General features: G+C 59.8%; 21 protein-coding genes. 11 read left to right on the top strand and 10 right to left on the bottom strand.

The window, feature by feature from the left end:
* The 3 genes from BN1130_RS07805 to trhA form a co-directional block, all read right to left on the bottom strand.
* The coding region (locus BN1130_RS07805) for a retention module-containing protein (protein WP_198135247.1) at positions 1-592 on the bottom strand (592 nt) is incomplete at its 3' end.
* A 234-nt stretch (positions 593-826) separates the two neighbouring features.
* Positions 827-2,488, bottom strand: coding sequence for a putative transporter (locus tag BN1130_RS07800; RefSeq protein WP_042041271.1), 1,662 nt, complete (start codon positions 2,486-2,488; stop codon positions 827-829).
* Positions 2,489-2,645: 157 nt separating this feature from the next.
* Positions 2,646-3,278, bottom strand: coding sequence for a PAQR family membrane homeostasis protein TrhA (trhA, locus tag BN1130_RS07795; RefSeq protein WP_042041269.1), 633 nt, complete (start codon positions 3,276-3,278; stop codon positions 2,646-2,648).
* Positions 3,279-3,513: 235 nt separating this feature from the next.
* On the opposite strand from trhA, the gene BN1130_RS07790 reads away from it, so the two are divergent.
* The 3 genes from BN1130_RS07790 (at position 3,514) to BN1130_RS07780 (ending at position 6,005) form a co-directional block, all read left to right on the top strand.
* Positions 3,514-5,025, top strand: coding sequence for an aminotransferase class V-fold PLP-dependent enzyme (locus BN1130_RS07790; protein WP_042041274.1), 1,512 nt, complete (start codon positions 3,514-3,516; stop codon positions 5,023-5,025).
* A gap of 95 nt (positions 5,026-5,120) precedes the next feature.
* Positions 5,121-5,684, top strand: a complete 564-nt coding sequence (locus tag BN1130_RS07785; RefSeq protein WP_042041268.1) for a septation protein A — start codon at positions 5,121-5,123, stop codon at positions 5,682-5,684.
* Positions 5,685-5,708: 24 nt separating this feature from the next.
* Entirely contained in the window at positions 5,709-6,005 is a 297-nt protein-coding gene (locus tag BN1130_RS07780) for a YciI family protein (RefSeq protein ID WP_042041266.1), read from the top strand.
* Between the two features lie 117 nt (positions 6,006-6,122).
* Here BN1130_RS07780 and cysQ read toward each other — a convergent pair whose 3' ends face one another.
* Positions 6,123-6,878, bottom strand: a complete 756-nt coding sequence (gene cysQ / locus BN1130_RS07775) for a 3'(2'),5'-bisphosphate nucleotidase CysQ (RefSeq protein WP_042041265.1) — start codon at positions 6,876-6,878, stop codon at positions 6,123-6,125.
* A gap of 193 nt (positions 6,879-7,071) precedes the next feature.
* Between cysQ and BN1130_RS07770 the strand changes: the two genes are divergently transcribed.
* From BN1130_RS07770 to BN1130_RS07760, 3 genes are all read left to right on the top strand, one after another.
* On the top strand, positions 7,072-7,389 hold the full coding sequence (locus BN1130_RS07770; protein WP_042041264.1) for a ComEA family DNA-binding protein: 318 nt from the start codon (positions 7,072-7,074) through the stop codon (positions 7,387-7,389).
* Positions 7,390-7,482: 93 nt separating this feature from the next.
* On the top strand, positions 7,483-8,394 hold the full coding sequence (galU, locus tag BN1130_RS07765; RefSeq protein ID WP_042041261.1) for a UTP--glucose-1-phosphate uridylyltransferase GalU: 912 nt from the start codon (positions 7,483-7,485) through the stop codon (positions 8,392-8,394).
* Positions 8,395-8,607: 213 nt separating this feature from the next.
* Positions 8,608-10,008 (top strand): peptide MFS transporter, encoded by a 1,401-nt coding sequence (locus BN1130_RS07760; RefSeq protein ID WP_042041260.1) that lies wholly within the window; start codon positions 8,608-8,610, stop codon positions 10,006-10,008.
* A 74-nt stretch (positions 10,009-10,082) separates the two neighbouring features.
* On the opposite strand, the gene BN1130_RS07755 is transcribed toward BN1130_RS07760, so the two are convergent.
* Entirely contained in the window at positions 10,083-11,054 is a 972-nt protein-coding gene (locus BN1130_RS07755) for a response regulator (RefSeq protein WP_042041273.1), read from the bottom strand.
* Positions 11,055-11,276: 222 nt separating this feature from the next.
* Here BN1130_RS07755 and BN1130_RS07750 point away from each other — a divergent pair, with 222 nt between their 5' ends.
* The 3 genes from BN1130_RS07750 to BN1130_RS07740 all read left to right on the top strand — a co-directional run bounded on the left by BN1130_RS07750 (position 11,277) and on the right by BN1130_RS07740 (position 13,609).
* Positions 11,277-11,951, top strand: a complete 675-nt coding sequence (locus tag BN1130_RS07750) for a DnaT-like ssDNA-binding domain-containing protein (protein ID WP_042041259.1) — start codon at positions 11,277-11,279, stop codon at positions 11,949-11,951.
* Between the two features lie 53 nt (positions 11,952-12,004).
* Positions 12,005-12,859: a DnaA ATPase domain-containing protein gene (locus BN1130_RS07745; protein WP_042041258.1), complete on the top strand. Its 855-nt coding sequence runs from the start codon at positions 12,005-12,007 to the stop codon at positions 12,857-12,859.
* A 114-nt stretch (positions 12,860-12,973) separates the two neighbouring features.
* Positions 12,974-13,609 (top strand): SDR family oxidoreductase, encoded by a 636-nt coding sequence (locus BN1130_RS07740; RefSeq protein ID WP_042041257.1) that lies wholly within the window; start codon positions 12,974-12,976, stop codon positions 13,607-13,609.
* A gap of 49 nt (positions 13,610-13,658) precedes the next feature.
* Here BN1130_RS07740 and BN1130_RS07735 read toward each other — a convergent pair whose 3' ends face one another.
* From BN1130_RS07735 to BN1130_RS07720, 4 genes are all read right to left on the bottom strand, one after another.
* Positions 13,659-14,813 (bottom strand): ABC transporter permease, encoded by a 1,155-nt coding sequence (locus tag BN1130_RS07735; RefSeq protein ID WP_042041256.1) that lies wholly within the window; start codon positions 14,811-14,813, stop codon positions 13,659-13,661.
* On the bottom strand, positions 14,807-15,949 hold the full coding sequence (locus BN1130_RS07730) for an ABC transporter permease (protein ID WP_042041254.1): 1,143 nt from the start codon (positions 15,947-15,949) through the stop codon (positions 14,807-14,809). Before BN1130_RS07730 ends, BN1130_RS07735 begins: the two co-directional genes overlap by 7 nt.
* Complete coding sequence (locus BN1130_RS07725) at positions 15,949-16,953, bottom strand: HlyD family secretion protein (protein ID WP_084218164.1); 1,005 nt, start codon at positions 16,951-16,953, stop codon at positions 15,949-15,951. The genes BN1130_RS07730 and BN1130_RS07725 overlap by 1 nt, the downstream gene beginning before the upstream one ends.
* A 136-nt stretch (positions 16,954-17,089) precedes the next feature.
* Positions 17,090-18,448: a TolC family protein gene (locus BN1130_RS07720; RefSeq protein ID WP_157013950.1), complete on the bottom strand. Its 1,359-nt coding sequence runs from the start codon at positions 18,446-18,448 to the stop codon at positions 17,090-17,092.
* Between the two features lie 349 nt (positions 18,449-18,797).
* Between BN1130_RS07720 and dusB the strand changes: the two genes are divergently transcribed.
* Positions 18,798-19,763 (top strand): tRNA dihydrouridine synthase DusB, encoded by a 966-nt coding sequence (dusB, locus tag BN1130_RS07715; RefSeq protein WP_042041251.1) that lies wholly within the window; start codon positions 18,798-18,800, stop codon positions 19,761-19,763.
* 25 nt (positions 19,764-19,788) lie between these two features.
* Positions 19,789-20,085, top strand: coding sequence for a DNA-binding transcriptional regulator Fis (fis, locus tag BN1130_RS07710; RefSeq protein ID WP_005309538.1), 297 nt, complete (start codon positions 19,789-19,791; stop codon positions 20,083-20,085).
* A 143-nt stretch (positions 20,086-20,228) separates the two neighbouring features.
* Here fis and BN1130_RS07705 read toward each other — a convergent pair whose 3' ends face one another.
* Positions 20,229-20,858 (bottom strand): LysE family translocator, encoded by a 630-nt coding sequence (locus BN1130_RS07705; RefSeq protein ID WP_042041272.1) that lies wholly within the window; start codon positions 20,856-20,858, stop codon positions 20,229-20,231.
* Between the last annotated feature and the right edge of the window lie 511 nt (positions 20,859-21,369).

Genomic DNA, 21,369 nt, shown 5'->3' with positions numbered 1-21,369 from the left:
CCTTGATATTGTCGGGAGCCGAGACCGAGATCTGCGGTGCTGTCGCATCCAGCAGCAGTTCATCTGCTGCGGCAGGAAGATCCTCTCGCCGCACAATGGCGCTGGCTGGTTCGTCCGTATCGAAACCACCCTGAGCCAGGGTCGAATCGGCGCTGCGATCAACCACGATAAAGCCCCCGTTGCCGCTTCCTCCCGCCACACCGCCACCCGCCGCCGGGGCCCCCCCCGCTGCTGACGCTTCGAATGCCTTGGTCGGATCCACGCCGTCAAGAATGGCAGCCTGCAAGGCTGCAATGTCATCGCTGACAGCCCCCGTGGCCGAGGGTTCACCCTCTCCCTGGTTGAGGGCCAACAGTGCACCGTCACCAGCGGGATCCAGCTCATCAGGATGGAGGTCGGCCACTGGCAGCGAGATCTGCAATGTACCGGCGCCAAGGGTGCCCCCCTCAGGAGAGAGCAACTGTGCGCCTTTGGCGACGGCATCCCCTTCGGCCAACTGACGCAGGCTGCCATCCTCACCGACCAGGTATACCGGCTGGGTCAAATGGGTCACGACTATGTCCTGTTCCAAGGTGATGGTATTGGCGCTCATGCTCTCTCCTGATGAGTAATTCCCGATGACGGGCATACAATTTTCCAGCATCCACTTTATTCGAATGAGTCACTAGCAACCAGTGAGGAATTTAGAACGAATGAGGGCTTTTTGAGGGGAAACAGGCTTAGAAACCGGAGGGTTGGCATCTGTTGTGCTTACTGATAAAAAACTATTCATTTCAATTGGTTGAAATGGGTCAATTGGCATCACGCCGTGATGCCAATTGACACGTCAGATGCCGGCCCAGAGCAGTATGGCCAACAGTTGCGGCGAGATGATGCGCAGGAACATCACCAGGGGATAAACCGTCGCGTAGGCAAGCGCACTGGCACCACTGCTGCTGTGCATGGCGTTGGCAAAAGCCAGGGCCGGAGGATCCGTCATCGAACCCGCCAGCAAACCGCACAGGGTCAGGTAGTTGAGCTTGCCATAGTGACGCGCCAGTACACCAACGACCAGCAGAGGGATCAGGGTCAGCGCCATGCCATAGAGCACCCAGGCAGGGCCATCACCGTGAAGCAGGGTATCAACAAAACCCGCACCGGATTTGAACCCGACCACGGCCAGAAACAGCACTATGCCTATCTCCCGCAGGGCAAGGTTGGCGCTGGGAGGCATAAACCAATAGAGCTTACCTATGCTGCCGATCCGGGCGAGGATCAGGGCCACCACCAGCGGGCCACCAGCCAGGCCCAACTTGAGCGCCGCCGGGAAACCGGGCAGATAGAAGGGAATTGAACCAAGCAACACCCCGAGCCCGATGCCGATGAATACCGGCAGCATCTGCACCTGTTGCAGTTTTTGCTGCACGTTGCCCACGACGCAGGTCACGGCTTCTATGGCATCTAGCCGGCCGACCAGGTTAAGGATGTCACCAAATTGCAGGCTGGTCTGGCTGGTCGGCACCAGCTCGATCCCGGCCCGGTTGAGGCGCGAGATGACCACATCGTATTTCTGCTTGATGTCGAGATCGCGGATCTTCTTGCCGAGCACCTGCTCGTTGGTCACCACCACCCGCTCGACCCGTAATTCGGTACCCCGGGTCGAGAGGGAGGTATCGACCTCCTCCCCCAATACCAGCAATACCTTGCGCAGGGCATGACGCTCTCCGACCAGATGCAGCAGATCCCCGGTCTGGATGCGGGTATCCGGGCGCGGCACCATCAGCTCATCGCCCCGCTTCAGACGTGAACAGATCACATCCGTCTCATCCAGACTGGGGATCTCCTTGAGCATGATTCCGTGCATGTTGGGGTTGCGTACCGCGATATTGATGGTCTGCAGACTCTCGCGGACTGTGCCGGATTCTTGCTCGAAACGAACGGCTTCATCCTCGATCTTGATGTGAAAAAATACGCGCACCAACCACATGGTCAGCAGTATGCCGCAGATCCCGAACGGGTAGGCCACCGCATAGCCCATCCCCATCAGCGCCGTGGAGCCGGGAGCGGCGCCCAGCTCTGCCAGGATCTGCTGACCCGCCCCCAGGGAAGGGGTATTGGTCACGGCCCCGGAGAAGACCCCGAGGATCACCGGCAGCGGCACGTCAAACAGCTTGTGAAGTCCCAGCGCCACCACGCAGCCGAGCACCACCAGCAGAGCGGCAAAACCATTGAGCTTGAGCCCGGAACTGCGCAGGGAGGAGAAGAACCCGGGACCGACCTGGATGCCGATGGTGTAGACAAACAGGATCAGTCCGAACTCCTGGATGAAATGCAGGGTGTGGTCATCGAAGCTCACCTGCAAAATACCGGCGAAGTGGCCGACCAGTATGCCGCCAAACAGCACCCCCCCTATCCCTAATCCCACCCCGTGGATCTTCCAGTTGCCCAGCCAGAGCCCGAGCACCGCCACCAGGGATAGCATGCTGATAGAAAGCGCGATCTCACTCATTTTCCGCCATCCTTGTTCCGAATTTGACTCGGCCTAGCTTGTCAGCAAAGGAGGGGGATGACTGTGTGGCGGCGCACGATTCTGGCGTAACCCGGAGCAGAAATTACCAATTAAGGGTTAGATTTAATGCCCGTGATATGGTGCTCGCGCTATCGCCTCAGGGTAGAGAGGCCACGTAGCCATAAATGGCCCCGAAGTGGCACAGGCTCCCCCCCAGTACAAACAGGTGCCAGATGGCATGGTTGTAGGGGATCCGCTTGTTGGCGTAGAAGATGACGCCCAGGCTGTAGATGAGGCCACCCAGCGCCAGCAATGCCAAGCCGCCAACGGCCAGATTGAGGTAGAGCTGGTAGACCACCAGCAGGGAGAGCCAGCCCAGGATCAGATAGGTGACAAGGGACAGTCGTTTGAAACGATTGATGAAAATAAGTTTGAACACCACCCCAAACAGAGCCAGCAGCCAGATCACCGCCATCAGCCAATCGGCGAGAGGGCTATCGAGCGCGACCAGCAGGAAGGGAGTATAGGTGCCGGCGATCAGCAGATAGATGGCGCAGTGATCGAAGATCTTGCACCAACGCCGCCAGGGCCCCTCCTCCATGCTGTGATAGAGGGTGGAGGCGAGGAATAGCAATATCAGGCTGGCGCTGTAGAGGCCATAACTGAGCCGGGCCAGGGGCCCTTGATCCCACCCCTTGAGCAACAGGCAGATCCCGCCCACTATCCCCAGCCCCAACCCCAGGCCATGACTCCAGCGATTCGCCCACTCTTCACGGGGGGAATAGTCCATCGCACCCACTCTCGATACCAATGATTAGAGGCTTCACTCTAGCCCAAGAGGATTTAAGAGTACAAGTGTTAGCTGAAAAAAGGGAGTGGCTGCCAGCCGCGCCCCTTTGGTGTATCCTCTGCCGCCAGCCCATTGCCCCTGAGTGGTTCTGGTGATGACCCGTATTGATGCCGCCGCGACCCCTTGGCCCATGCGCCCGGATGGCGTGGTCCGCCGGCCTGGTCTGGAGACCCCGATGACGTTGACCGAACTCTTTGCCAAACCGGACCCGGCCTTGGCCGCTGCCGTGACCCGCCTGCTGGAGCGCTTTCACCGCGCCGATGACAGCGAGGCGCCCTATCGGCATGAGCAGTTTTGCCAGCAACTCGATGATGCCACTGTGCCCGGCGAGGGCATGGATACCCAGGCCTATCTGGCACGGCTCGAACAACTGGTGCCTGGCGCTTCCCATCTCGCCTCCCGTCACTACATGGGCCACATGACGGCCCCTCTGCCCGCCTTCACCGGCGAGCTGGCCCGGCTGCTGGTGATGCTCAACCAGAATCCGATGAAGATGGAGTCCTCCCGCCTGCTGAGTTTCCTCGAGCGGGAAGTCCTGGCCAAGCTGCACCGCCTCGTCTACCGGGATGAGGATGCGTTTTATCGCAGCCAGATGCATGCCAAAGACGCAGCCCTCGGTGTCATGACCAGCGGCGGCACCATCGCCAACGTCACCGCCCTCTGGCTGGCCCGCAACCATGCGGTGGGCGATAACCTCTTCAATCTGGTCGAGCAGGGTTACCGCGGAGCCGTCATCCTCGGCTCACGCCTGATGCACTACTCCTTCGACAAGGGGATGGACTTGCTGGGGCTGGGCGCGGCCAGTGTGCATCGCCTGGACACGGATGCCGACAATCGCCTCAGCCTGCCCGCCCTGGAGGCCGCCTTGCTCGCGTGCAAGGCCCAGCGCCTCAAGGTGCTCGCCATCATAGGGGTGGCGGGCAGTACCGACTTTGGCTCCGTCGACCCCCTGGTTGAACTCGCCGCCATCGCCCGCCGGGAAGGGGTGCATTTCCACGTGGATGCCGCCTGGGGCGGTCCGACACTCTTCTCTCCTCGCTATCGGTCACTACTGGCGGGCATAGAGGCCGCCGATACCGTCACCCTGGATGGCCACAAGCAGCTGCTGATCCCCCTTGGTACCGGCATGCTGCTCTGCAAGCGACCGGATCTGGTGATGGCGGTCAAGCGCGAAGCCCCCTACGCCATTCGTGCCAGCTCCTTCGATCAGGGCCGCTTCACCCTGGAAGGCACCCGTCCCGCCAATGCCCTCTATCTGGATGCCGCCTTTCAACTGCTCGGTGAGGCGGGCTATCGCACCCTCATCGAAGCCAACTATGACAAGGCGCGCTGCATGGCGGCGCTGATAGACGCGGATCCTGCCTTCGAGCTGATGTCTGCGCCGGTGATGAACCTGCTCTCCTATCGCTGCATCCCGCCCCACCTGCAGGGTCAGCCCCTGGACGAGGCGGCCAACGACCAGATCAATGCCTTCAACATTGCGCTGCAAAAAGCCCAGCGCGCCGAGGGGCACAGCTTCGTCTCCCGCACCCAGCGCGCACTGAGCCGCTACGACGATCAACCCCTGGTACTGCTGCGCGCCGTGCTGCTCAATCCTCAGATTGAGGAGTCTGACATCCGCGACTTGCTGGCAGATCAGACCCGATTAGGGTTGAGGGTCGCCGCCGAGCTGTTCGTCGATGCATAAGCAAGGGAACTCAGGCCCCCGGGGCGGGTCTTATTCATTTGCCGTTGTCTGTCGGACAGGTAGACTGGATGAAATTTCGAGGTGAATGAGCCAGCATGAAGCAATTTTTTGAATTTATTCCGCTTATCGTTTTCTTTGCCGTCTACAAGATGGTGGACATCTATGCCGCAACCGGCGCCCTGGTGGTGGTCACGGGTCTGCAGCTGCTCTATGGCTGGCTTCGCTATCGCAAGGTCGAGAAGATGCAGCTGTTCACCTTTATCCTGGTCGGTTTCTTCGGCGGTCTGACCGTCTTCTTCCATGATGACTCCTTCATCAAGTGGAAGGTGACCGTCATCAATGCCCTGTTTGCCCTCGCCCTGCTTATCGCGCGCTACGGCTTTGGCAAGAACCTGATCAAGCAGATGCTGGGCAAGGAGTTGCAGGCACCGGATCCCATTTGGGACAGGGTCAACCTGGCCTGGGCCGGTTTCTTCGCCCTCTGCGGCCTGCTCAATCTCTATGTCGCCTTCAATCTGCCTCAGGAGGTCTGGGTCAACTTCAAGGTGTTCGGCCTGCTCGGCCTGACCCTGGTCTTCACCCTGCTCTCCGGCGTCTATCTCTACCGCCATATGCCGGCGGAGCAGAAAGAGGCCCAAAAACTCGAACAGAAAAAATAACCGCAACCCGAAAAGGATCCTCTCATGTGGTATCTGATCTACTCCGAAGATGTGGCCGCCAGCCTGGCCCTGCGCAAACAGGCTCGCCCCGCCCACCTCGCCCGGCTGCAGGCGCTGCAGGATGAAGGGCGCCTGCTGACTGCGGGGCCCAATCCCGCCATCGATGCCGAGGATCCGGCCGATGCGGGCTTCAGCGGCTCGACCGTCATCGCCGAGTTCAACAGCCTGGCCGATGCCCGGGCATGGGCAGATGCTGACCCCTATGTCGCCGCCGGCGTCTATGACAAGGTCACCATCAAGCCATTCAAGAAGGTGTTCTAAGGGAACACGGGCAGCTCAGCACCAACCAACAGGCCGGACATTGTCCGGCCTGTTTTTTTGAGGGAAGGCTGGCAGCCAGACATCCCCCGCCCATTCACTGCTTGCCAGAACGGTGCCTCAGGCTCGCGCCACAAACCAGGGATTGAGGATATCCGGCTTGTTGTATACGAGGGGGGTGCCATCGAGCTGGGTGACACTGCCTCCCGCCCCTTCCAGGACCGCCTGAGCGGCGCCGGTGTCCCATTCGCAGGTCGGCGCCAGTCTGGGGTAGAGCTCGGCTCCGCCCTCGGCGATGACGCAAAACTTGAGGGAGCTGCCCATGGAAACCAACGCTATCTCCCCAAGGGGGGCCAGAAAATCGAGGGTCTCCTGAGAGAGATGATTGCGACTGCCCACCACGCGCCAGGGGGTTCCCTCCTGGTGAAGCCGGGTCTGGATAGAGCGACTGACGCCCCCCTCGCTGCAACATGCCCCCAGTCCCTTGCCGCCATACCACAGCTTGTCCAGCACGGGAGCATAGACCATGCCCCAGACCGGACGGCCCTCTTCGACAAGCGCTATGTTGACGGTAAATTCACCGTTGCGGGAGACAAACTCCTTGGTGCCATCCAGGGGATCCACCAGCCAATAGCGTTGCCAACCTAGCCTGGCCTGCAACACCTCCTCCCCGGACTCCTCGGACAACACGGGGATATGGGGAGTCAGACGCGCCAAACCGGCCACTATCACGTCATGGGCCCCCCTGTCTGCCGCCGTCAGCGGGCTCTCGTCGGCTTTGTACTCCACGGTGAAGGCTTGCTGGTAGATGGCCAGTATGGCATCGCCTGCGGCCCGGGCGATGGCTTCGAGTGCGGCAATTGGGGGAAAGGACATAAAATAGCTTCCAAGTCAAAAAGATAGCTCAGTCTACCCGAATCAGAACCGCCAGCTTATAGCCGTTTATCATGAGTTATTCCCTGTCAGAAATGGCAGCCTTCCCCTGTCATTTCTGACAGACAGAAACGGCCACCGCTGAGCTAAACATCAAGACGGCGCAACCCGCGTCCTTGCTCAAGGAAGAGAGTCGATGAAACGTCTCATACTCACCTGTGCCGTGCTATTGGCCACCCTGCCGTTACTCGGTCAACCCGCACTGGCGGCAGAGAAAACCGCAACCCAAGCCGTCACCAGCAACGCCGCCAACCAGGCGGGCAAGATCAACCTCAATACGGCCAGCCTGGACGAGCTGACCGCCCTCAAGGGCATTGGCGACAAGAAGGCGCAATCCATCATCGACTACCGCGAGAAGCAGGGGAAATTCAACTCTGTGGATCAGCTGGCCGACGTGAGTGGCATTGGCCCGGCGACGCTGGAGGCCAATCGAGATCTGATCATCGTCAAGTAAGACAGGAGCGGACTCATGTCCCGGGGCAGCCAGTGGCTGCCCCATTTTTCTTCGGGTATCATGTGCCCACTTTGTCTCACCGGATATATCTCCATGAAAAAGACACCGCTCGTTGTTCGCAAGGCCGTGCTACCCGTTGCTGGCCTGGGTACCCGCATGTTGCCCGCCACCAAGGCCATCCCGAAAGAGATGTTGCCAGTGGTCGACAAACCCCTGATCCAGTATGTGGTGCGTGAAGCCATCGCCGCCGGGATCAAGGAGATCATCCTGGTCACCCACTCCAGCAAGAACTCTATCGAGAACCATTTCGACAAGAGTTTCGAGCTGGAAGCGACCCTGGAGAAGCGGGTCAAGCGCCAACTGCTGGAAGAGGTGCAGCAAATCTGTCCCAAGGACGTGACCATCATGCATGTCCGCCAGGGAGAAGCCAAAGGGCTGGGCCATGCGGTGCTCTGCGCCCGTCCGCTGATCGGCGACAACCCCTTTGCCGTGCTGCTGCCGGACGTGCTGATCGACGAGATGGCCAGCGATCTCAAGCAAGATAACCTGGCCGAGATGGTGCATCTGTTTGAGGCAGACCAGATCAGCCAGATCATGGTCGAGACCGTGCCCCAGAGCGAGGTCGACAAATACGGCATCGCCGACGTCAAAGGGGAGGAGCTGACCGCGGGCATGTCCCTGCCGATGCAGGCCATCGTCGAGAAGCCGCCCCGGGATGAGGCCCCCTCCAACCTGGCGGTGGTGGGTCGTTATGTGCTGTCGGCCAACATCTGGCCGCTGCTGGAGAAGACGCCCGCCGGTGCCGGCGACGAGATCCAGCTGACCGACGCCATCGCCATGCTGATGGAGCGCGAGCAGGTCAACGCTTACTCCATGAAGGGCAGAAGCCATGATTGCGGCAGCAAGCTCGGTTATATGAAAGCCAATGTCGAGTACGCAGCCCGCCATGGCGAACTCGGCGCAGAATTCAGACAGTGGCTGGCTCAGTTTGCCAAACAGTTGTAAACGCTGATTTTTTCACCATTAAGTAGAATATTAAACGGGGCATCATTTGATGCCCCATTTTCATTTTATCAACAAATATTCAGCTTTGAGCAAACAATTAACTACCAAATCATGACCTTGTAATTCAATCACGCTTGTTTTATAAGGTTTAAGGCTTGTTCCGAGCCCTTGCATAAAATTCCTAAAAAAATAAAAGATACAGGTGGAAGTTCCATGAATAATCCGTCAAAAGGGACCTTTTTAGGTCACCCTAAAGGGCTCTTCTTGCTCTTTAGTACCGAACTGTGGGAGCGGTTCTCCTACTACGGCATGCGTGCCGTGCTGGTGCTCTATCTGACCGACCTGACCACCAACGGCGGCATGGGCTGGAGTCAGGCCGATGCCCTCAAGCTCTACGGCATCTACACGGGTCTGGTCTATATCACGCCGCTCATCGGTGGCTGGCTGGCCGACACCGTACTCGGACAACGCCGCTCCATCCTGATCGGTGCCATCCTGATGGCCGCTGGGCAATTCACCCTGGCCCTGCCCCATGCCATGTTCCCGGACATGGTCAATAGCGTCTTCTACGCGGGCCTCGCCCTGTTGATCGTGGGCAATGGCCTGTTCAAACCGAACATCTCCACCATGGTGGGCGATCTCTATCAGGAAGGGGATCACCGTCGTGACGGTGCCTTCACCATCTTCTACATGGGTATCAACCTGGGCTCCCTGCTGGCCGGGGTGATCTGTGGGGCTGCCGCCACCGCCTATGGCTGGCAGGCCGCCTTCGTCGGCGCCGGCATCGGCATGCTGCTCTCCCTGGTGCTGCAAGCGACCATGGCGCAGAACTTCCTCGGCGACATTGGCCGGGTTCCTGCGGCCAAGCTGGCTGCCGCCAAGCGCTCCAAAAACCAGAAGGCTCCCCTGACCAAGCAGGAAGTGGATCGCATCAAGGTCATCCTCATTCTGGGTCTGTTCACCATCATCTTCTGGGCTGGCTTCGAACAAGCTGGCGGCCTGATGAACCTCTACACCCAGGAGTATACCGACCGTATGATCGGCAGCTTCGAGGTGCCGACGGCCTGGTTCCAGTCCCTGAACCCCTTCTTCATCATCACCCTGGCCCCCCTGGTTGCCGCCATCTGGATCAAGCTTGGCAAGAAAGAGCCAAACTCCCCGGTGAAATTCGCCATGGGCCTGCTGTTCCTGGCCATAGGTTTCCTGTTCATGATCGGTGCCGTGCTGGAGCAAGGTGGCGATCAGAGCGTCAAGACCTCCATGTTCTGGCTGGTCGGCGCTTACCTGTTCCACACCCTGGGTGAGCTCTGCCTCTCCCCCATCGGCCTCTCCATGGTGACCAAGCTGGCTCCCCTGCGCCTGGCCTCCCTGATGATGGGTGCCTGGTTCGGCTTCGTTGCCCTGGCCAACTATGCCGCCGGCTTCATTGGCTCCTTCGTGGGCGAGTCCGGTGCCATTGCCATCTTCGGTGGCATCGCCGCCGCCGCCGTGCTCAGTGCTCTGCTGCTGCTGACCATGGCTAACCGCCTGGTCTACTGGATGCACGGGGCCGAAGGCCATGCCGAGGCACCTGATGAGCAAGATGACAAGAAACTGCACTCAGCGACCGTCTGATTGCCCATAGCGACCGTCATGACAAAAAGGGCACCCATTGGGTGCCCTCTTTTTATGGATTGGGTGGCGAGAGGCTAGTGGTGGCGCACCTGCATATGCAGGGCACAACCCGTGTCACTGCGGATCTGCAGTTCGAAGGGATCGTGCCAACTCCGTTTATGAAGCCGGTAGTGGCCATCCCGCATCAGACCAAGGGGAAGCCCGCCGCTACGCATCAGCCAATGGGGGGAAGTGATGCCGGCATTGGCAAAGCTGAGGCCCTCTTCTTCGTCAAACAGCAGAGCGGCCATCGAGAAGGAGTGATGCAGGCCAGACTCCATCAACTGCCAATTGAGATAGGCCAGCAATCGGTGGGGCTGAGCCAGTAGCTGGCTCTCCCTCTGTTGATACTCGCGATAGGGAACATTGAGCAGTGAGCGCACCAAGGCGCCGCAGAAGGCGGCATCTGCGGCCAACACCGGCAGTTCCATCACCAGCACCAGGAGACGGTTATCCACCCTGAACGTATCCGGGATGAAGAGGTTGCCCATCCCCTCGAACGTGACCTGCCAGGGGCCCCACTCCTGCAAGACCGGGGTCGACAGATTGCCAAGCAAGCGGGTTGCCGCGCCGTCATGGTGGCGAAAGTAATGGAGGTGTTCGACCAATTCCAGCTGCGGGCTGGAGAGATCTGGGGCCGACAGGCACTGATTGATGCTCTGCGCCACCTGGGGCCAGTCACGAATGGGCTTGAGCAGAAAATCCCGGGCGCCACCGCGCAGGGCACGGCCGACCTCTTCCATCCGGTTCTGGCCCGAGATGACGATGATGGGGATCTGGGGATAACGCGCCACCAGGCAGGCAATCACCTCATGACCATCCAGATTTGGCATGCCCAGATCGCACAGCACTATATCGGGATGATAGAGGGCAGCCCCGGACAATCCCTCGATGCCATCCTCGGCCTGGAACACGCAAGCTCCTTCATTCTCTAGATAATTCACCAACATGTGGCGAAAGACAGCTTCGTCCTCCACCACCAGGATCCTGATTCCGGCTCTTAACATCTTGCTACAACTCTTGTGGTTCATGCCGATTAGAGCCTAATCCTAGACCACAGCCGCCCCCCGCGGACGGGGTGACCCCGCAAAAATACGCATGATTATTAATCCCTGTCTAGAGACGGGTTATTCGCAGCCGCCAATCAGAATGCGCCCAGGATCAGCCCTTAATTGTGCCCAGCCAGCCCATGGGGGATAATGGCGCCATCCTAGCTAGCGAAGAACGCCATGACTCCAGCCGAATACAGCGCCCTCGCCCATCCCAGATTGTCTCATCCGGCTCGCAGCCTCTACAGTCTGCAGTTGCGGCGACTGATCATGGAGAACCAGCCCCCCCGGCTCAGTTATCCTGAACTGGGACGCACCTTGGCGGTGGTCGATCCCATGGATGCCAGCGGCTTCAGTTATCAGGTCAATGCCCGCCAGCTAACCGCCCTGTTTGACGAGCTGATCGAGGCAGGCTTGCTGCATATTGAGAGCCCGGTGGAGAGTGAGCACTATCACCAGTGCACCTTTACTCTGCCCCTGCTGAACCAACGCAGCCGCAGCCCCTTGCCTGAGCGGCCCTTCCAGATGCACCTGCACTGGCGTCCGGACGAGGAGCTGCCCGCGCTGGCGCGCCTCTGTGGCGTCATAGATGCCAGCTACAGCGAGGAGGATCTCGGCGAGTTCATCGCTTACTGGCTGGGGCGTCCCGAGGTTTTTGACTCCCAGCACCAGTGGATGCTCAAATTCATCCGGGCCCTCAAGACCCGTCGCTATGTGCGTCGCTCGCAAACCGAGGTACAAGGCTACCAGCAGGTGAGCGCAGATCCCGTCTCTTCCGGCCCGAGCAAACGCGCCCAGGAGATGATAGAGCAGGCCAAACGGCTGGCCGAGCAGCAAGAGAGCGAGCATGATTGAGCTAGCCCCAACCCGAACAATGATCGCCACCCCGGCACCAGGAGCATATCAAGATGGCAGATGAACAGGATCCCCTGCGCCAGGAGCTGGCCGAGATCGAAGCCAAGCGGCAACGTATCGCCAAGGCCAAACAGGACAACCGAGTCCATGACCCAGAATTGAGCCGTCATGTGGGCGGTCTGCTCGAGCGGATCCGCAAGCTGCAGGCCGAGACCGGCGGCGGCCAGTACGACTACGAAACCCTGCGTAAGGAGTACGACGCCAAGGCCAATGCCGAGGTGCGCCAGCTGCAGAAAACGGCCCGTCAGGAGCGCATTCAGAAACTGATCGCCCAGGCCGACCTCAATCCGGAATGGGTCTTCGAGCGCATGGATAGCGGGGATCCCAGCCTGCAATACCCCATGGAGACCGCACGCTACTTCATCAGCGGCTTCGAGCATTGGGAGAAGAGCGGTGGCGGTTGCATGCTCATCTATGGTGACTATGGCACCGGCAAGTCGACCCTGGCCGGGGCCGTGGCACACGAACTGATCGAGCAGCACCAGAAATCGGTGATCTTCCAGCAGTGGGCCTCGGTGGTGGACAGGCTCTTCTTCAACGTCATCCAGGATCAGGAGGAGCGCAACCAGTATCGCCGTGCCCTGGAAGAAGTTGATCTGCTGATCCTCGACGAGGTGGCCGCCAACAGGGCCAAGATGGCGGAGAGCCAGTCCAGCTTCCTCGGCCACCTGCTGCGCCGGCGCCGCAACCTCTCCAAGAGCGTCATCATCATCACCAACCACAGCCCCCAGAGTCTGCATCAGGCCATTGGCGACTTCAGCTTCGAGGCGATCAAGGCGTTCAATCCGGTGGATATTCAGCTCAGTGGTCCGAGCCGTCGCCCCAGTATCGGCCACTACAACGGCTAAACACCCTGCGGGCCCCGGTGGCCCGCTCTGCTACACCCCTCAAATAATAACAGCTCTCATTTACACCTCCATCATGAACCCTTAGGCTAACCTTTTCGCAAACAGGAGAGGGTCATGCCCACCATTCTTATCTTCGGAGCCAGCCGGGGGCTGGGACTTGCCTTCGCAAACGTGGCCAGGGCCCAGGGGCATAAGGTCCATGCCATGGTGCGTTCATCCCAAGCGGCCGAGGCGTTGAATGCGATCGGGGTCGATGTGCTGTTGGGGGATGCGCTCGATAAAGAGGCGGTGAGCCATGCCTGCGCATTGGCGGGGAAGGATAGCTGGGTCGTCTCAACCCTCGGCAGCTTTCGCAGCCCGGAGCCGGTGGATTATGAGGGCAATCGCCATCTGATCGATGGGATGGAAGAGGCTGGGCTCAAGCGTCTGCTGCTGGTCACCTCCCTTGGGTGCGGCGACAGCTGGCAGCATCTCCCCGAGCACGCCAGGGCGGCTTTCGGCCACGAGGTCCGTCTCAAGAGTCTGGCCGAAAGCTGGTTGCAGACCAGCGCTCTGACCTGGACCATATTGCGCCCTGCTGGCTTGCAGGATGGCGAACCAACTGGTCAGGCACGATTGAGTCAAGGTCAGGAGACCCACGGCCTGGTACGACGCCATGATGTCGCCATTCAAGGGCTGAGCCTGCTCGCCGACAGCACGGCCGCCGGCCAGATCTACGCCATCAACGACCCCGGTCTCCAGCGGGGTTGACTGTCCCCACCACTCAACAAGGGTCAGCCTCAGTGCTGGCCCTTGCCGTTCAGGCTCTTGGCCGCTGACGCCGGGCCAGCCAGTAATAGGAGAGTGCGCCATAGAGCGCCGTCAGCCCCCAGAGCTGCCACCACAGTGCCGCCACCTGCACAAAGTCGGCCCCCATCTGGTTGAGTCGCAGGAAACCGGCGATGGCCGGGGTGCTCGGCAGCCACTGGGCCAACCAATTCAGCGGTGCCGGGATCAACTCCACCGGCCAGATGAAGCCCGCCAGAAACACCAGGGGCAGAGATGAGAGCAACACTATCTGGCTCGGCAGATCCCGCCTGGACAACAGGGCCCCCAACAGCACGCCCAGCATGGTGGTCGCCAGCACGAAGGGCAGCACAAATAGCCAGAGCGCCGCCGGTGAAGCACTGCGGGTTATCTGGTAGTGATCCAGACAGAAACCGAAGAAGTAGCTGACCGGGATCAGAAAGAGCCCCCCCAGCACCAGAGTCCGCGCCAGTAACAGGGACAGCACCGGCGCCCTCTGCCAATAACCCGCCTCTCCCCGCTCGCTTTGCTGATTCTGGGTGGCCCCCAGGATGCCGGCCCCCATCAGCAACACCTGATGCAGGATCAGCACGAACACCGCTGGCACCACATAGTTCACATACCCCATGGTCGGGTTGAATACGGGTAGCACGTTGAGCCCCACCGCACTCCAGCCCGTGGCCGCCTGGGGCAGTGCCTGCCCCTCGACCAGCAGACGCGCCACCTTGATCTGGGCCGCGAGCGTGCCGCTCGCCTGTGCCAGCCCTTCGGCGATGGTGCCGTACACCAGGAAGTAGGAGGCGTCACCGCTATAGCTTAAGGTCACGCTCTTGCCCTGCAACAGGTCCCGATAGAAGTGGCGGGGGATCAGCAGTATGCCGCTGGCCCGACCCTCCATGAGCCACTGACGCGCCTCATCCAGACTGCTCACCCGAGCGACCAGGCGAACCTGGGCCGTCGCATCGGCCATAAACTCAAGCTGGCGCGAGAGCTGGCTGCCATCCTCGTTGATCACCACCACCGGCTCTTCCCGAGGCAGTTGCTGCAAATAGGGTTGGGGATAGAGGAAGGAGTAGAAGAGCACGCCGCCAAACAGGGTCAGCATGATGGCCCGGTCCGATAGCAGGGTACGCAGCTCGAGACGAGCCAGATCCCAAAAACCTAACATGGACCAGGCTCCTTCCCATGGGGGGATGGGGAAAGGGTGTCGGTCCGATAGCGGCGTGCCACCACCCAGAACAGTGGCATGAACAGGAGCAGCGGCGCCAGTTGGGGTAAGGCTTGAGCCAGAGACTGACCATAGTTGGCCTGACCCACCTGCAACTCGATATAGTGGGAGACTGGCAGCAGGCTGCGCCACCCTTCGGCGAAACTGCCCATGGCGCTGGTCGGAAAGGTGACCCCCATGAAGGCAAAACCGGGGGCCGTCAGGGCCCCCGCCATGGAGAGTGCCCTCGCCGCATCCCTTAGCAGGGCATAGAGCAAGGCGCCCACGCTGAGGCAGGCGGCTGTGGTGAGACCCAATCCAAGAGTCAACACAAGCCAACTGCCCTGCATGGGATAAGCCAGCACCTTGAACAGCATCAGGCTCCATCCCAGCCCCCAGCCCCACCCGATGAGCAGATTCGGGGCCAGCTTGCGCCACAGGCCCTGCCAGACCCCTTCAGCGTGCAATCTCTGGCCCAACCTGTCGGCACGGGCCAGGGAATTCAAGCCATAGAGCACCACCAATATCTGCCAGACCGCGGGCAACAAGGCGCTGAGCAGGAACTGGGCATAACTGGAGTTGAGGTTATAGAGCGCCGTGATCTGATTGTTGATGGGCAGCGCCTGGCCCATGGCCCCCGGCAGTGCCTGCCCCTCGGCCAGGGCATTCAATACCCCGACCTGGCCATTGAGGGTGCCAACTACCTGGGCCAGTGCCGAATTGACCAGCTTGGCAATCAGGATGAACTGGCCATTGTTGAACACTGTGACCTGAGGCTGGATACCCTCACGGGCATCCCGCTCCAGATGGTGAGGGATCACCACCAGGGCGTAGATATCCCCCCCACGCAGGGCGCGGCTGCCCTCGCTGACAGTATCAAACTCGGCCCCCAGCCTGAGACCTGAGGAGCCGTCCAGAGAGAAGGCGAGCTGGCGGGAAAGCTGACTCTTGTCCAGATCCACCAGGCCTATGTTGAGATCCCGTGCCAGACCGGCGGAAAAAATCCAGCACAGCAGCCCCATCAGCAGCAGGGGCAGCCAGCTGGCCAATGCACGGCCAAACGGATCACGCCAGAGCTGGCGCAGCTCCTCTCTCATCAGAGTTGAACCAGGACGCTCATGCCGACTCTCAGCCCATCCACGGGCTGCAATGGCCGGGCTTCGACCTGGAAGCTCTTCATATCAAACCCCTGACGGGTATCAGTCGCACGCCAGGTAGCAAAGTCCCCCATCACGGCGACATGGGTCACCTTGAAGCGTACCGACTGATCGCCCAGACCGGGAATACTGGCATCGAACTCGCTGCCGACCTGGAAGCGGGGCAGCAGATCTTCGCGCACATGGAACTGGGCCCAGGCATCCTGCATATCGAGTAGGGTCACCACGGGGAAGCCCTGAGGAGCCAGCTCGCCGCTTTTCAGCAGCACCTGGGCAACCTCACCGGCATGGGGGCTGGTGATGCGGGTATCGGCCAGATAGGCCTCCACTTCGGCCACGGAGCCCGCCGCCATCTTGACCTTCTCCCGCGCCGCCAGCTTGGTTTCGGCTCGCGCCCCTTCCAGGGCTAGTTGATACTGCTGCCAGGCCATGCCTTCGCTGTACTTGGCCGCCTGCCAGGCAGTCCAGGCCTCATCGCGTTTTTGCAACGGCATGACGCCATCCCTGTGCAAGTTGGCGACCCGCTGATAGGTTGTTCCCCGCAGGGTGGCCGCCACCTTGGCTTGCTGCCATTGATCCTTGGCGGCCGCTATCTGCTGGGCGCGAGCGCCATTTTCGGCCTCTTGCGCCAGGGCTCCGGCCGCCGCCTCGCCCGCCTTGGCCTGGCTCAACTTGGCCTCTATTTCAGGGCTCGCCAGGGTGAACACCAGCTGATCCTTGTCCAGCTTATCCCCCTTTTTCACCAGCACCTGATCGATTCGCCCGGCCACCTTGGAGGAGACCGCATACTGCTGCGCTTCTATCTGCCCCTGCAACCGCACCGGTTCAGGCTGATACGCCAGCCAGAAGCGCCAGCCAAGCCAGATAACCAGCAATGCCAACGCCAGGAGCAGCAACAACGGCCGACCTTGGCGCATCTTCTGCCGTATGGGGGAGTGACTCATGCTGATACCTCGATAACGGGGCCAGTGCGGCCGACACAGAAACGGACAATGGACAAGGCTGGCGCCGTGGCCTCCAGGGAGTGAGGGTGCTCATTGAAACGGCAAGCCGGTGCACCTGCACTGCAAGGCAGGTGCTTCATGAGCGCACCTCGGTGGCCTGGGCATACTGGTATTGATTGAAGCTGTTCATCTGGCCGGAGAGCGCCAACAGCCGCGCCAGCGATACCACGTACTGGTAAGCCGCTGCGGCGCGCTGAGTCTTTACCCCGGCCAGCTGATTGCGGGCATCCACCACATCCAGCGAGGTGGAGAGCCCCTGGGCGAATGCCTTGTCGCGCAGGGAGACATTCTCCTGTGCCAATTGCTGGGTCGAGTCGAGGGCCTGATACTCCTCCATCCCCTGGGCCGCTTCGCGCCAGGTCTTCTCGACCAGCAGCTCCAGATCCTCGCGGGTCTTGGCTTGGAGCAGATTGACCTGCAACTCGGCACTCTTGGCCGCCTGCACGGTGTCGGAGCGGCCATCCCGGCTCACCAACGGCATGCTGACGCCGACCCCGACCAGCCAGTCCGGGGTCAGGCTGGAGGTGATGGAGTCATCTTCATAGAGGTTGTAATTACCAAACAGGAACAGCTCGGGGGCGTACTTGCCCTTCTCCAGCTTGATGAGCCCCTGAGCCTGCTGCTTCTTCGCCGCCAGCAGCTTGAGCCCGGGGTGCACCGTCAGGGTCTCCTGCACCAAGGCATCCATCGGTGGCATCTTGGCATTGATAAACAAGGGGTTGCCGGGCTCGGCACCCTTGAGTTTGAGCATCCGGGCCAGGGCCAGTTCAGCGATCTCCAGGCTACGGCGATACTTCTGGGTATCGATACGCGCCCTGTCATAGGCCGACTGAGCCGAGAGCCGCTCCACCTTGGCTATCTGGCCCTGCGCCTCCAGCTTGCGGGCATGATCGAGGTGATGGGCCAATCCCTGCTCGATCTCCTGCTTGGTCTGCACCACCTGCGCCGCCAGCACCACGCCGAAATAAGTCTGGGAGAGGCTCTCGAAACTGGCCTGCTGTTTGAGCACCAGTTGCTCCTGAGCCTCCAGCACCTGAGCCTGGCGGATATCCTGAGCGGCATCGATGCGCCCACCGACGAACAGCGGCCACAGCATCTTGACCGAGCTGGTCACCACGTTCTGCTTGGTGAGAGGGGTGACAAAATCGCTGGCACCGAGCTGCAATGCCTGCATGACGGGCCCCAGGATCTGACCAAACTCGGGATGATTGGCAATGGGATTGAGATCCAGCATGTCCAGCTCGACCGGTTTGTCGAGATGGGTGTAGCTTGCCCCAAGGTCCACCTTGGGCAGATACATGGCCTTGGCCGCTTCCTGTAGCTGCTTGGCACGGTCGACACCGGCTTGCTCTGCGGCCAACCCCTCGTCTTGCTGCAACACCGTGCTCCAGGCCTGGCTAAAGCTGAGTGACTGCGCCTGGGCCGGCGTCAGCATGAGCCATAACAGGCAGGATGCCAGCTGGCAGATAACGCGTGATCTCATACTTCCCCAATCTGTTGGTCGTGCTGTTTATAATAAAAATGTTTGGAGTTTTTACTCAACGCAGGGCAATTATCATAACGCAATGCCCGGGGATCTGGTCACGGGTAATTCGATTGTATCCCTTCACCCAAGCTGACGGCAGCCCCCATCACAATTTGCCCGATTTTCAAGCACTCCTGAATTTGCAAGGGCTCGCTGGCCGTTTTTTTCATAAAAAAATGCCTGACGCTCAAATACTAACCTTTTATCCTGACTAAAAAATGCGTAATATACGCCGCCCTAAGCCGATGGTAACCGTGGAATGCAGATAGGTCCCCACACGCTTGAAACTCCCTTGATTGTGGCCCCCATGGCCGGTGTAACAGACCGACCATTTCGTGAGCTTTGCTTGCGATTGGGAGCTGGCATGGCCGTTTCCGAGATGCTGCTGGCCAATCCGGACGTCTGGGATACCCAGAAGACCAGGATGCGGATGGACCACTCTGCCGAAGCGGGACTGCGATCGGTCCAGATTGCTGGAGCCGACCCGGAGATGATGGCGTTTGCCGCCCGCTACAACGTGGAGCAGGGCGCTCAGATCGTCGACATCAACATGGGGTGTCCAGCAAAAAAAGTGAATAAGAAGTTGGCAGGTTCCGCCCTGCTGCGCCAACCCGATCTGGTCAGAACTATCTGCCGGGCCGTGGTCGATGCAGTGGAGGTGCCTGTCACCTTGAAGATCCGCACAGGATGGGATCCGGATAACCGCAATGGCGAGGAGATCGCCCGAATCGCCGAAGATTGCGGTATCGCGGCCCTTGCCGTGCATGGTCGCACTCGCTCCTGCCTCTACAAGGGCGAAGCCGAGTACGACACTATCAGGGCGATTAAGCAGGCCGTATCGATTCCTGTTGTCGCCAATGGCGACATAGACAGCCCGGAGAAGGCCCGGTATGTCCTCGACTATACCGGCGTCGACGCCGTGATGATCGGCCGTGCAGCGCAAGGACGACCGTGGATTTTCCGGGAAATCCGTCATTTTCTTGAGACAGGAACCAAGCTGCCACCTCCCGGAAGGGATGAGGTTCGCACCCTGATGAACGAGCATGTAACCAATCTGCATCAGTTTTACGGTGCCTTTCTGGGAGCGCGCATTGCCCGTAAACACGTGGGTTGGTATCTGGATGAAGAAGAGACGGGCCGAGAATTCCGTAAGCACTTCAATACGTTGGATTGTGCAGATGCACAGCTAAGCGCACTTGAAGTGTATTTCGATGGATTAGGTTAACGCATAACTAAAGAGCCGACCGAATATGTTCGAACAAACCCTGACTTCTGATGCATTGGTAACAACTACTCACAATCATGCCGCCGAGCCCACCCAGCGCCCCCTGCGTGACTCTGTGCAACAGGCCCTGCGTAACTACCTGGCCCAGTTGAACGGTCAGGAAGTGATTGATCTGTATGATATGGTCCTCTCCGAAGTCGAAGCTCCCATGCTGGACGTGATCATGCAGTACACCCGTGGTAACCAGACTCGCGCCGCCGTGATGATGGGGATCAACCGCGGTACCCTGCGCAAGAAACTCAAACGTTACGGCATGAACTGATCCTTCGATCATGTCTGTGCAGGACAAGGCGCATTCCAGCGATGGAATGCGCCTTTTCTATTGCACAGACAAGTGATCTGCGCTGTGTGATACAGCGTACATGACCGCCCGTTTAACCAAACGACTGTACCCTTCCATCCCTCCTATTCCGTCGCCAACCGTATCCCCAGCGCGACAAAAAGCCCCCCCATCACCCGATGGAGCCATTGGCTCAACCTGGCAGATAACCTCAGCTTGCTGCTGGCAAATGCGGTCGACAGCGCCAGTAGATGACACCAGATCATCCCGTTCAGATTGAAGATGCAACCGAGCAGGATGAACGCCAGCGCCTTCTGGGGAGCATCCGGGGCAATGAACTGCGGCACGAACGCCAGAAAGAACAGTGCCACCTTAGGATTGAGAAGATTGGTCAGAAATCCTTGCCAGAAGAGGCGGCTATAAGGCAAAGGAGCCAACTTGAGCGCTCCGTTATCCAAGGGGGCGCCAGGTCGTGCGCACAGCAAGCCAATGCCCAGATAAATGAGGTAGAGCGCCCCCAGCAGCTTGATGACGCTGAACAGGCTGACAGAGGCACTCAGCAAGGCCGATAGACCTAATGCCGCCGCCAATACGTGCACCATGGTGCCAGTTCCAATTCCAAGCGCCGCCATCGAGCCTGCTCGCCATCCCTGGGAGCCACTGCGCAACATGACCAGCAAGGAGTCAGGTCCCGGCATGATATTGAGCAGCAGGCCAGATACGATAAACAATGCCAAATCATGGATCCCTAACATGAACGCGTCCTCCCGTGGAAAGGGATAGTCTAAGGGGGCCAGAGCGATTGTCATCCCTCACCCAGGCTATAACGACTATCAATGCCGGTGATAACGACCGGATAGGAGGCGAGTCACTGTGCATTACCCCCCTTCTCCACTGCATCTCTCCCAAAGGAAAATAGAGACGCTCACCCTACCCGATGCTAAACGGTCGTGTTCCTTTGGCATCGGGAATAGAGACTGCGAGAGGGCACCCTGCTGCAATGGCGATTCAGCCAAGCGGCTTGGTTTTCACATCGATATGCTGTTGAAAGAGGGAGTGGTGGAGATGCTGCTGCCGTGTGGCGGGTCAGGGGAATAAGCCTAGCTCCCATCGGTTAGCTCAGCATGGCGGTCTGGCTCGGCAGATCCGCTGGCAAGCACCTGCCAGCCCGCTGAATGGGTGCGTCGATGTGCTGTCACAACACATTTCAGGCATGAAAAAAGCCCGCTCGTGAGAGCGGGCTTTAAGGGTCTTGCTACCAGTCAA

The organism is Aeromonas rivuli, from assembly GCF_000820045.1.
GTDB classification, from domain to species: Bacteria; Pseudomonadota; Gammaproteobacteria; order Enterobacterales; family Aeromonadaceae; genus Aeromonas; species Aeromonas rivuli.
This window is presented reverse-complemented; position numbering and strand designations above follow the sequence as displayed.